Source organism: Streptomyces sp. NPDC002044, from assembly GCF_040296725.1.
In the GTDB taxonomy this organism is placed as follows: domain Bacteria; phylum Actinomycetota; class Actinomycetes; order Streptomycetales; family Streptomycetaceae; genus Streptomyces; species Streptomyces antarcticus.
In genome coordinates this window covers 1-11,458 of record NZ_JBEOXU010000171.1, presented here as the reverse complement: position 1 = coordinate 11,458, position 11,458 = coordinate 1, and the positions used below count along the sequence as shown (strand labels likewise).

At 74.1% G+C, this 11,458-nt stretch carries 9 protein-coding genes; 5 read left to right on the top strand and 4 right to left on the bottom strand.

All coding sequences use genetic code 11. The features are described from left to right. The coding region (locus ABT106_RS28020; RefSeq protein WP_351282732.1) for an ATP-dependent helicase C-terminal domain-containing protein at positions 1-1,074 on the top strand (1,074 nt) is incomplete at its 5' end. On the opposite strand, the gene pgfA is transcribed toward ABT106_RS28020, so the two are convergent. The 3 genes from pgfA to ABT106_RS28005 all read right to left on the bottom strand — a co-directional run bounded on the left by pgfA (position 1,064) and on the right by ABT106_RS28005 (position 3,886). Continuing rightward, on the bottom strand, positions 1,064-2,056 hold the full coding sequence (pgfA, locus tag ABT106_RS28015) for a cell envelope lipid trafficking protein PgfA (protein ID WP_351282729.1): 993 nt from the start codon (positions 2,054-2,056) through the stop codon (positions 1,064-1,066). The two genes, ABT106_RS28020 and pgfA, sit on opposite strands and share 11 nt — an antisense overlap. 14 nt (positions 2,057-2,070) lie before the next feature. Continuing rightward, positions 2,071-2,211, bottom strand: a complete 141-nt coding sequence (locus ABT106_RS28010) for an SPW_0924 family protein (RefSeq protein WP_267722271.1) — start codon at positions 2,209-2,211, stop codon at positions 2,071-2,073. Between the two features lie 337 nt (positions 2,212-2,548). Beyond that, the gene (locus ABT106_RS28005) at positions 2,549-3,886 is read right to left on the bottom strand and encodes a lytic transglycosylase domain-containing protein (protein ID WP_351282727.1); all 1,338 of its coding nucleotides are present in this window, start codon (positions 3,884-3,886) and stop codon (positions 2,549-2,551) included. A 318-nt stretch (positions 3,887-4,204) separates the two neighbouring features. Between ABT106_RS28005 and ABT106_RS28000 the strand changes: the two genes are divergently transcribed. Continuing rightward, the gene (locus tag ABT106_RS28000) at positions 4,205-5,068 is read left to right on the top strand and encodes a DUF4184 family protein (RefSeq protein WP_351282724.1); all 864 of its coding nucleotides are present in this window, start codon (positions 4,205-4,207) and stop codon (positions 5,066-5,068) included. Positions 5,069-5,166: 98 nt separating this feature from the next. Here ABT106_RS28000 and polA read toward each other — a convergent pair whose 3' ends face one another. Further along, positions 5,167-7,887, bottom strand: coding sequence for a DNA polymerase I (gene polA / locus ABT106_RS27995; protein ID WP_351282722.1), 2,721 nt, complete (start codon positions 7,885-7,887; stop codon positions 5,167-5,169). Positions 7,888-7,992: 105 nt separating this feature from the next. Here polA and ABT106_RS27990 point away from each other — a divergent pair, with 105 nt between their 5' ends. Genes ABT106_RS27990 through ABT106_RS27980 form a run of 3 tightly spaced genes read left to right on the top strand, consistent with a single transcriptional unit; the run spans position 7,993 to position 11,250 of the window. Then, positions 7,993-10,263 carry an FdhF/YdeP family oxidoreductase gene (locus ABT106_RS27990; RefSeq protein WP_351282719.1) on the top strand — a complete coding sequence of 757 codons (2,271 nt, stop codon included), beginning with the start codon at positions 7,993-7,995 and terminating at the stop codon, positions 10,261-10,263. A 54-nt stretch (positions 10,264-10,317) separates the two neighbouring features. Continuing rightward, positions 10,318-10,794 carry a PaaI family thioesterase gene (locus ABT106_RS27985; RefSeq protein ID WP_351282717.1) on the top strand — a complete coding sequence of 159 codons (477 nt, stop codon included), beginning with the start codon at positions 10,318-10,320 and terminating at the stop codon, positions 10,792-10,794. A 39-nt stretch (positions 10,795-10,833) separates the two neighbouring features. Continuing rightward, positions 10,834-11,250: a hypothetical protein gene (locus ABT106_RS27980; RefSeq protein WP_351282714.1), complete on the top strand. Its 417-nt coding sequence runs from the start codon at positions 10,834-10,836 to the stop codon at positions 11,248-11,250. The last annotated feature ends 208 nt before the right edge of the window (positions 11,251-11,458 follow it).

Here is an 11,458-nt window from a genome sequence, read left to right as displayed (position 1 = left end):
GCGCGATCCTCACGGCGGCCGTCCCGGCCGCCCGCCGGACGTTCGCCAAGTGGCTCGCGCTGCTGTTCTCGCTGGCGACCCTGGCCCTGGCCGTGTCCCGACGACGCCGCCGCGGGGCTCGTCGCCGCGCTCGCGTTCCCGGAGCGGGTGGCGCGGGCGCGGGGCGAGGGGGCCTTCCTCATGGCCTCCGGAACCGGCGCCGAACTCGGCGACGGGTCCGGGCTGCGCAGCGCCCCCTGGCTGGCGGTGGCGGTCGCCGACCGGGCTCCGCACTCGGCCTCGGCCCGGATCCGGCTGGCCGCCGTCATCGACGAGGACACCGCCCGGCTGGCCGCCGGACACCTCCACTCGGACGGGGAGGAGGTGCGCTGGGAGGACGGCGACCTGGTGGCCCGCCGGGCCGAGCGCCTCGGGGCGATCGAGCTGGCCGTACGGCCGCTGCGCGCCCCGGATCCCGCGCTGGTGCGCGCGGCCCTGCTCGACGGGCTCCGCGCCGAGGGCCTCGGCCTGCTGCACTGGTCCGCCGACGCGCGGGCGTTCCGGGCCCGGCTGGGGTTCCTGCACCGCACCCTCGGCGGCGGCTGGCCGGACGTGGCGGACGACGCCGCCCTGCTGGACCGGGCCGACGACTGGCTGGAGCCCGAGCTGTCGCGGGCCCGGCGCCGCTCGGACCTGGGCCGCGTCAGCGCCGCGCAGGCGCTGAACCGGCTGCTGCCGTGGGCGGGCGGGGAGGCGTCCCGGCTCGACGAACTGGCCCCGGAGCGGATCGAGGTGCCCAGCGGCTCCCGCGTCAGGGTGGACTACTCCGGCGAGCAGCCGGTGCTCGCCGTGAAGCTCCAGGAGCTGTTCGGGCTGGCCGAGACGCCCCGGGTGGCGGGGGTGCCCGTACTGGTCCACCTGCTGTCCCCCGCCGGGCGGCCCGCGGCCGTCACCGCCGACCTCGCCTCCTTCTGGCGGGGCGGCTACCGCGCCGTCCGCGCCGAGCTGCGCGGCCGCTACCCCAAGCACCCGTGGCCCGAGGACCCGGCGACCGCCGAGGCCACCCGGCACACCAGCGCCCGGCTCAAGCGCTGAGCGCGCCGTCCCCGGCGTCCCCGCCGTCCGGCCGCCGCCTGCTCCGCGCCTCCAGCCACAGCGCCAGCCCGAGGAGGACCAGCCCGCCGGCGGCCAGGCCGGCGGGGGCGTAGGTGTGGAGCGCGAGGACCTTCGTACGGTTCGACCTGACGAGCTCGACGGTGTGGTCGCTGTAGTCCTCGCGCATCTTCACGTGCCCGGCGAACGCGGTGATCTTCCCGTCGGGGGCCGCCGCCGCGAACCCGCCGCGCATCTCCTGCTGGATCTGCTGCTCGGCGTTGACGGGCGCGCCGGTCACCGGGTCGACCCAGAACATCGCCTTGGTGGTGTACCAGAGGGTGGTGCCGGTGGTCTGTTCGAGCGTCGTCGGGTCGATGCCCTCGATCGGCATCTTCTTCGGCATGGGGACCTTGGTCCAGGGGACGGTCTGCTCGAAGTAGTAGACGTCCATGCCCTTGAAGGTGCGCGGTCCGACGTAGTGGATCGGTGACGAGGTGCGGGTCTGCGCGTCGAAGTACAGGTAGTCGCGCGGCTCGGTGAAGAAGGGCCACTTGAACTCGATGCCCTCGCGCTTGACGGCGTCCCCGTCGACCATCTCGCCGGTGGCGTGCACCGGGTCCTGGGTGTGGGCGTCGAAGATGTAGCGCTCGGGGATCTGGGAGACCATCGTGCCGTCCGGGCCGATGATGTGGGACAGGGTGTCCCACACGACGACGTCCCGGCCCGCGCTCGCCTCGATCTCCTTCGAAGCCTCCACGTTGCCCTTGAGGGTCTGGACGATGGTGACCTTGTCGACCTTCTTGGGCTTCATGCCGTCGAGGTAGTCGATGAGGGTCGCGTCCTTCGCCTCCAGGACCACCTCCTGGTACTGGTTCGGCGGGATCTTGGCGAGCCGCGGGTACGCGTACCAGCGCAGCAGCGGCGCGAGGGCCGCGCAGAAGACGGCTAGGGCCAGCAGGACGAGGCTCGCTCTGCGTCGCATCGCCGGGCCCTCCTCTACTTTCCGGGCGCGGGGGGCGCGGTGGTGAGCAGGGGCTTGGGGGAGGTCGTGCCTTCGGGCGCCCCGAACGCCGTGATGGCGAGGACGAGGAGCACCGCGAGGACGAGCCCGCTGGCGGCGGCGACGAACGGACGCATGCCGGGCCTCCGGAATCTGATAGGGCGTCAGGGCGGAGGCACCGTAGCAATGCGGGGCCGAGATGAGAACCGTCTGCGCCGCGGAACCCGGAAACGCGCCTGACCTGCGCGGCCGAACGCCGGGGGCGGGCAGGGCGGGGGTGGCCGACGGCCAGCCGGAGCGTGCTTGCCGGGCGCCGGGCCGGGTGCCGGAGTGCCGAGCCGCCTCCGGGGCCGGGCCGGGTGCCGGCAGACGGCGCCGCCCGGTGCCGTCAGGGCACCGGGCGGCGGGGGCGTAGGGCGTCGGGGCGTCGGGCGGAGCCGGGCGGGGTGACGTGACCTGCCCCGGCTCCTTCGCCTACGGGGTCGGGGTCGGCGCGGCCGGGCGGGTGGCGGAGGGGGACGCGGACGGGGCGCCGGACGGGCCGGGCTTCGGGGACGCGGTGGGCTTCCGCGTCGGGGAGGGCGTCGGCGTCGCGGCCGGCTTCGGGGACGCGGTGACCGTCGGGGACGGTGTCGGCTCGGGGGTGGGGGTCGGCGTCGGCGTCGGCACCGGGGTGGGGGTCGGCACCGGGGTGGGGGTCGGCGTCGGCGTCGGTACCGGGGTCGGCGTCGGCGTCGGCGTCGGGATGGGCGTGGGAGTCGGGGTGGGCGTGGGAGTCGGCTTGGGGGGCTGGGTCGGCGTCGGCTTGGGAGGCTGGGTCGGCGTCGGGTCCGGCTTCGGGGTGGGCGGGGGGGACGGGGTCGGGTCCGCCCCCGGCTTCGCGCCCGGCTTCGGCTGTGCGGCGGGCGCCGCGGCGGCGCCCGTACCCGTACCGGCGCCCTCGCCGTCCGGTACCTCGTGCGTGCCCTTCAGGTAGTACGCGAACCAGGACCGCACCGTCCGGAGGTACTCCGTGGACTGGTTGTACGACAGCACGGCCCGGTCCAGGTCCGCCGCCACCCGCAGGTCGCGCGTGCCCGCGCACAGGTAGCGGCCGGCCGCCAGGGCCGCGTCGTGCACGTTGTTCGGGTCGCGCCGGCCGTTGCCGTCGGCGTCCTGGCCCCAGGCCGCCCACGTGGAGGGGATGAACTGCATCGGGCCGACCGCCCGGTCGTACCGGGCGTCGCCGTCGTACGCCCCGTCGTCCGTGTCGGAGATGTTCGCGAAGCCGTTGCCGTCGAGCACCGGCCCCAGGATCGGCCGCAGCGTGGTTCCGGCCGCGTCCACCCGGCCTCCGCGCGCCTGCCCCGACTCGACCTTGCCGATCGCCGCGAGGAGCTGCCAGCGCAGCCCGCACCCGGGGTCGCTCCGCCCCACCGCGCGCTCCGCGTTCCGGTACGCGGCGAGCACGCTCGCCGGTATCCCCTGGGCGCCCTCCCCCGCGCCCGTGGCCACCGGCTCCGCGTCCGGCCCGGTCGCGGCGGCGGGCTGCCCGGCCGGGGCCTGGGCGGCCCCCGGGGCGGCCTCCGCAGACGCCGCGACGGGCGGGGGCTCGGGGCTGAGCGGCGGGGGCAGTTCGGTGAAGTAGGAGGAGTCTCCGCCGGAGCCCGTCTCCGGTACGGGCCGCGTGCTGTCCTCCCCGGCCACCGCGATCCGGTCCGCGCCGCCTCCGCCGGGCCCTTGGGAGGCCGTCACCGCGGCGATCACCAGAGCGGAGACCAGGGCGGCGGCGCCGCCCCTGCGCAGCCTGCGTCCGAATATTCGAGCCGACATGAGCCGGACCCCTCCCCCTCGACGTCCGCGTGACCTTATGTCAGACCGCTGCACAGGACACGCACCACGGTCCGGAACTTCACCACATCAACACGTCCCCGCGCGGCTCACGCATACTGTCCGGACCCTTCGGGCGCATTGGTCCGAAGTAAGGGGTGCGTGCACCGGCGTTCCCCGGCGCCACTCGACACCGCGCGCCGCGCCGCGCACCGCGCCGCACGACCCACCGCGCGCCCCCGCACCCGCATCCGTCCCCACCCCCGTAACCGCAATCCCACCCGCACCCGCACCCGCACCCGCACAGCGAGAAGAGGCCCCATGCCGTTCACCCTCAGCCACGCGGCCGCCGTCCTGCCGGCCGTCCGCCGGACCGGCCGGGCGCGCGGCCCGCTGGTGGCCTCGGCGCTGGTCCTCGGGTCGTTCGCGCCGGACACCTTCTACTTCGCGGACGCGGTCGTCGGCGGCGTCATGTCGTACGGCTCCTTCACCCACACGCTGACGGGCGTCCTCACCGCGGACGCCCTCCTCACCGCCGTCCTCGCGGCGTACTGGCTGCTGCTGCGCGAACCCCTGGCCGCGCTCGTCCCGCGCCGCCGCCGGGGCCGGGTGTACGCGTTGCTGCGGGGCGAGCGGTGGTGCGGCCGCCGACGGCCCGCGCTCGCGCTGTGGTTCTACCTCTCGGCGGTCGCCGGCTCCCTCACGCACGTCGTGTGGGACAGCTTCACCCACCTGGACCGCTGGGGCACCGACGCGCTGCCCGCGCTCGGTGAGCCGGCCGCCTTCGGCCTGCCCCTCTACTCGTACCTCCAGTACGGCAGTTCGGCGGTCGCCGCCTGCGCCCTGCTCTGGTTCGCGGGGACCGCGCTGCGCCGGATCCCGGACTCCGCGCCGCCCGTGTCCGTACCGGTGCTGACGCGCGCCGAGACCGTCGGCGCGCTCGTCCTGGTCGTGGTGTGCGTGGCGGCCGGGGTCACGGTGCGCGTGATCCGGTTCTTCGCGTACGTCGACCGGATCGGCCACCCGCTCGACATCATCCCGACGGTCTGCTTCGGCGCGGGCGGCGGTCTCGCCGTGGCCCTGCTGCTGTACGGGGTCCTCGTCCGGCTGCGGCACCGCCCCGGCCGTACGGCGCGGGGCGCGGACCCGCACGCCGACGCGCGAACGCCCGTCCCCACCGCGTAGCAGCGGGGACGGGCGTTGCGCCAAAGCCGGCGCGCGGACGCCGGCACGCGGACGCCGGCACGCGGACGCCACGCGCGTACCCGTCCGTGCGCGGACGGTCAGTGCGCGGCGGACTCCCAGTCGGGGCCGACGCCCACCGACACGTCCAGTTCGGCCCGCAGGTCGACGGCGGCGCCCATCTCGCGGCGCACCAGCTCCTCCACCCGCTCCCGCTCGCCGGGGGCGATCTCCAGCACGATTTCGTCATGGACCTGGAGCAGCATCCGCGAGGACAGTCCGGCCTCGGTGATCGCCTTGTCCACGCGCAGCATGGCGACCTTGACGATGTCGGCCGCGGTGCCCTGGATCGGGGCGTTGAGCGCCATCCGCTCGGCGGCCTCGCGGCGCTGGCGGTTGTCGCTGTTGAGGTCGGGCAGGTAGCGGCGGCGGCCGAAGACGGTCGCCGTGTACCCGGTGGCGCGGGCCTCGTCGACGACCCGCTGGAGGTACTCGCGGACCCCGCCGAACCGCTCGAAGAAGGTCTCCATCAGGCCGCGGGCCTCGGCGGGCTCGATGTTCAGCTGCTGGGCGAGGCCGAAGGCGGACAGCCCGTACGCCAGGCCGTACGACATCGCCTTGATCTTGCGGCGCATCTCGGCGTCGACCTGGGACCGCTCCACCGCGAAGACCTGGGAGGCGACGGTGGTGTGCAGGTCCTCGCCGGTGGCGAAAGCCTCGATCAGGCCCGCGTCCTCGGAGAGGTGGGCCATGACGCGCAGTTCGATCTGGCTGTAGTCGGCGGTCATGAGGGACTCGAAGCCCTCGCCGACGACGAACCCGCGGCGGATGGCGCGGCCCTCATCGGTGCGCACCGGCACGTTCTGCAGGTTCGGGTCCGTGGAGGACAGGCGTCCGGTCGCGGCGACGGTCTGGCTGAAGCTGGTGTGCACCCGGCCGTCGGGGGCGACGGCCTTGACCAGGCCCTCGACGGTGACGCGGAGCTTGGCCTGCTCGCGGTGGCGCAGCATGATGACCGGCAGCTCGTGGTCGGTCTGGGTGGCCAGCCAGGCCAGCGCGTCGGCGTCCGTGGTGTAGCCGGTCTTGGTCTTCTTGGTCTTCGGCAGGTCCAGCTCGCCGAAGAAGACCTCCTGGAGCTGCTTGGGCGAGCCGAGGTTGAACTCGTGTCCGACCGCGCCGTGCGCCTCCTTCACCGCCTGCTGGACGGCGCCCGCGAACTGCTGCTCCATGGCGTCCAGGTGGTCGCGGTCGGCGGCGATGCCGGCCCGCTCCATCCGGGCGAGCAGTTCGGACGTCGGGAGTTCCATGTCGTGCAGCAGCTCGGTCGCGCCCACCTCGTCGAGCTTGCCGGTGAAGGCGTCGCCCAGGTCGAGGACCGCGCGGGCCTGTGCCATGAGCGCGTCCGCCTCGGCGGTGTCGTCGGCGCCGAAGGCCAGCTGGCCGTCCGCGGCGGCGGGGGCCAGTTCACGGTGCAGGTACTCGTTGGACAGGGCGTCCAGGGCGAAGGAGCGGCGGCCGGGCTTGACCAGGTAGGCGGCGAGTGCCGTGTCCATGGTGACCCCGGCGAGGGTCCAGCCGTGTTCGGGGAAGACCCGCATGAGGCCCCTGGCGTTGTGCACGACCTTCGGCTTCGCCGTGTCGGCGGCCCAGGCCGCGAAGGCCCGCTCGTCGCTCTCGTCCGCCGCGTGCGGTTCGAACCAGGCGGCCGCCCCGTCGGCCGCGGCGAGCGCGATCTCGGTGACCTTGCCCGCGCCGAGGTTCCAGCTGTCGACGGTGGCCACGCCCAGCGGTCCACCCGCGTGGGCCTCCAGCCAGGGGGCGAGCTCGCCGGCGCCCAGGACGGAGCCGTCCAGCTCCACGGCGGGCGCCGGGGCGGGGGCTTCCTCCTCTGCGGTGCCCGGGTCCACGGCGAGCAGCCGCTCGCGCAGCGAGGCGTTGCGGATCTCCAGCACGTCGAGCACGCCGAGCATCCCGGCGCGGTCGTACGGGAGACGGGTGAGGTCGGCGGGGGTCTTGGGCAGCTCCACGTCCTTGACCATCTCGGTCAGGACGCGGTTGAGCTTGACGGCGTCCAGGTGGTCCCGGAAGTTCTGCCCGGCCTTGCCCTTGACCTCCTCGGCGCGCTCGACGAGCTCCTTGAACGACCCGAACTGGGTGATCCACTTGGCGGCGGTCTTCTCGCCGACGCCGGGGATGCCGGGCAGGTTGTCGGAGGGGTCGCCGCGCAGCGCCGCGAAGTCCGGGTACTGCTGGGGGGTGAGCCCGTACTTCTCCTCGACCTTCTCCGGGGTGAAGCGGGTGAGCTCGGAGACGCCCTTGGTCGGGTAGAGCACGGTGGTGTGCTCGGACACCAGCTGGAAGGAGTCGCGGTCGCCGGTGACGATCAGCACGTCGAAGCCGAGCGCCTCCGCCTGCGTGGCCAGTGTCGCGATCACGTCGTCGGCCTCGAAGCCGTCGACGGCGAACCGCGGCACGTTCATCGTGTCGAGGAGCTCGCCGATCAGCTCGACCTGCCCCTTGAACTCGTCGGGGGTCTTGGAGCGGTTCGCCTTGTACTCGGGGAACTCCGTCGAGCGCCACGTCTTGCGGGACACGTCGAACGCCACCGCGAAGTGCGTGGGCGCCTCGTCGCGCAGCGTGTTCGCCAGCATCGACGCGAAGCCGTAGACCGCGTTCGTCGGCTGTCCGGTCGCGGTCGTGAAGTTCTCCGCGGGCAGCGCGAAGAACGCCCGGTACGCCAGGGAGTGCCCGTCCATGAGCATCAGGCGGGGGCGGTCCGCCGCGGTCGTCTGGTCCGTCTTCTTCGCTGCTGTGTCTGCCACGCCCCCGATCCTAGGCGCCCCCGCCGACAATTCCGGCGTCGGCGATGTCGGAGGACCGTGACAGGATCGGGTGTATACACGCACAGCAGCTCGAAGGGGAGCGACATGGCCGCCAAGCCGCCCGCAGGTGATCCGGTACAGGACGCGCCGCAGGTCGCGCCCCCCAAGCACGCCGCCGCGGGGCTGCCCGCGATCGGGCACACCCTGAGGGCCGCGCAGCGGCAGATGGGCGTCGTACGCACCGCGCGCACCCTCCTCAAGGTCAACCAGAAGAACGGCTTCGACTGCCCGGGCTGTGCCTGGCCCGAGGGAGACGAGCGGCACACCGCCGAATTCTGCGAGAACGGCGCCAAGGCCGTCGCGGAGGAGGCCACGCTGCGCCGGGTCACCCCGGAGTTCTTCGCCGCGCACCCCCTCGCCGACCTGGCCGCGCGCTCGGGCTACTGGCTGGGGCAGCAGGGGCGGATCACCGAGCCGGTGTACCTGCCCCCGGGCGGCGACCGGTACGAGGCGGTCTCCTGGGAACGCGCCTTCGCGATCATCGCCGAGGAGCTGCGCGGGCTCGCCTCCCCCGACGAGGCCGTCTTCTACACCTCGGGCCGCACCAGCAACGAGGCCGCGTTCCTCTTCCAGCTGTTCGTCCGCGAGTACGGCACGAACAACCTGCCCGACTGCTCCAACATGTGCCACGAGTCCTCGGGCTCCGCGCTGAACGAGACCATCGGCATCGGCAAGGGCAGCGTCTCCCTGGAGGACCTGCACCAGGCCGACCTGATCATCGTGGCCGGGCAGAACCCGGGCACCAACCACCCCCGCATGCTGTCCGCCCTGGAGCGGGCCAAGTCGTCCGGCGCGAAGATCATCTCGGTGAACCCGCTGCCCGAGGCCGGGATGGAGCGGTTCAAGAACCCGCAGACCCCGCTCGGCATGCTCAAGGGCACGGCGCTGAACGACCTGTTCCTCCAGATCCGCATCGGCGGCGACCAGGCCCTCTTCCGGCTCCTCAACAAGCTGGTCATCGAGGCGGGCGGAGCCACCGACGAGGCTTTCATCCGCGAACACACCCACGGCTACGAGGAGTTCGCCGCCGCCGCCGCGGAGACCGACTGGGACGCGACCCTCGCCGCGACCGGCCTGACCCGGCCCGAGATCGAACGCGCCCTGGCCATGGTCCTGGCCTCCGAGCGGACCATCGTCTGCTGGGCCATGGGCCTCACCCAGCACAAGCACTCCGTCGCCACCATCCGCGAGGTCGTCAACCTACTGCTGCTGCGCGGGAACATCGGCCGGCCCGGAGCCGGGGTGTGCCCGGTCCGCGGCCACTCCAACGTGCAGGGCGACCGCACCATGGGCATCTTCGAACGCCCCGCGCCCGCCTTCCTCGACGCCCTCGACCGCGAGTTCGCGATCACCTCGCCCCGCACGCACGGCTTCGACGTGGTCCGCTCCATCCAGGCCCTGCGGGACGGCGAGGCCAAGGTCTTCTTCGCCATGGGCGGCAACTTCGTCGGCGCCACCCCCGACACCGAGGTCACCGAGGCGGCCGTCCGCCGCGCCTCGCTGACCGTGCACGTCTCCACCAAACTCAACCGCTCCCACGCGGTGACCGGCCGCCACGCCCTGATCCTGCCCACCCTCGGCCGCACCGACAAGGACACCCAGGTCTCGGGCAAGCAGTTCGTGACCGTCGAGGACTCCATGGGCATGGTCCACTCCTCACGCGGCAACCTCGCCCCCGCGGGCCCCCGGCTGCTCTCCGAGCCCGCGATCGTGGCACGCCTGGCCCGCGCGGTCCTCGGCGAGGCGTCGAAGACCCCCTGGGAGGAGTTCGAGCGCGACTACTCCGCCATCCGCGACCGGATCTCCCGCGTCGTCCCCGGCTTCGAGGACTTCAACGCCCGCGTCGCCCGCCCCGGCGGCTTCCAACTGCCGCACGCCCCGCGCGACGAGCGCCGCTTCCCCACCGCGACGGGCAAGGCGAACTTCACCGCCGCCGCCGTCGAGTACCCCAGGGTCCCGGCCGGACGGCTGCTCCTGCAGACCCTGCGCAGCCACGACCAGTACAACACCACGATCTACGGCCTCGACGACCGCTACCGCGGCATCACCGGCGGCCGCCGCGTCGTCATGGTCAACCCCGAGGACGCGGCCGAGCTCGGGCTCGCCGACGGCGCCTACACCGACCTGGTGAGCGAGTGGAGGGACGGGGTGGAGCGGCGCGCTCCCGGCTTCCGCGTCGTGTACTACCCGACCGCCCGTGGCTGCGCGGCCGCCTACTACCCCGAGACCAACGTGCTGGTCCCCCTGGACTCCACCGCGGACACCAGCAACACCCCCGCGAGCAAGTCCGTCGTCATCCGCTTCGAACCGGCCTGATAGAACGACCTCAGGACAAGCAGGTCAACGAGCGTTGAGAGACGGAGCCGGCCCATGGGCGAGCAGCACACCGTGAAGTTCCCGCAGGAGGTCCTCGACGAGTACGCGGCCCTGGGCATCGACCTGCCCACGCTGTTCTCGGCGGGCCACCTCGGCGAGCGGATGGACATCCGCATCCTGGAAGCCTCGGCCGAACGCGTCGTGGCCACGATGCCGGTCGAGGGCAACACCCAGCCGTACGGGCTCCTGCACGGCGGGGCCTCGGCCGTGCTGGCCGAGACCCTCGGCTCCGTCGGCGCGATGATGCACGGCGGCATCAACAAGATCGCCGTGGGCGTGGACCTGAACTGCACCCACCACCGCGGCGCCCGGTCCGGCCTGGTCACCGGGGTCGCGACCCCGGTCCACCGGGGCCGTTCCACCACCACCTACGAGATCGTCATCAGCGACGACCAGGACCGCCGCGTCTGCACCGCCCGGCTGACCTGCCTGCTGCGCGACGCGAACCCGCAACACCCCGGCAACACCTGACCGTTGTCACCCCCGGCCCACCGGTCTAGCGTGCCTCGCATGGGTACGGGACCGATGCCGGGCAGCGCCCGGGCGACGGGCGCGGCGACGCTGATCGCCGCGCTCGCCCTGGGCTGCTCCACGGCCGGCGGCCCGTCCGGCGCACCCGCCCCCGCACCCGGGACACCCGCCCCGCACACCACATCCCCCGCCGAGCTGTGCACCGCCCTGGTCACCCACTGGAGCGGCGTCCTGCTCGACGCCGGCCAGGGCCGCGACGCCGTCGGGCTCGACTACCAGGCCATGGGCCTGTCCGGCGCCCAGTACGAGATCCTCCGCGCGGTCACCGCAGCCGCCCGCGCCGAGGAGCGGACCGGCGGCCCCGCCGCCGGGCGCGCGCTCGCCGCCCGGGAGGCGGGGGCCCGCTGCGCCGAGCGCCACCGTCCGGGCGGCCCGACCGACGGCCCCTGGCAGTGAGCCGCCCGACCGCGGCGGGCGGCCCGCGGTGAGCGGCGTCGGCCCCGTGGAGCCCGGCGAGGGCACCACGGGCCCGGAGCGCCCGCCGGCCCGGCCCCGGCCGCTCGCGGCGTGGGCGGCCCGGTCCCCGCGCCGCCGGGGTGCCGCTCGGTGGGCGGCTACCTCGCCGCCCGTTTCGGCCGCGAGGCCGTCGACCGGCTCGTCGAAC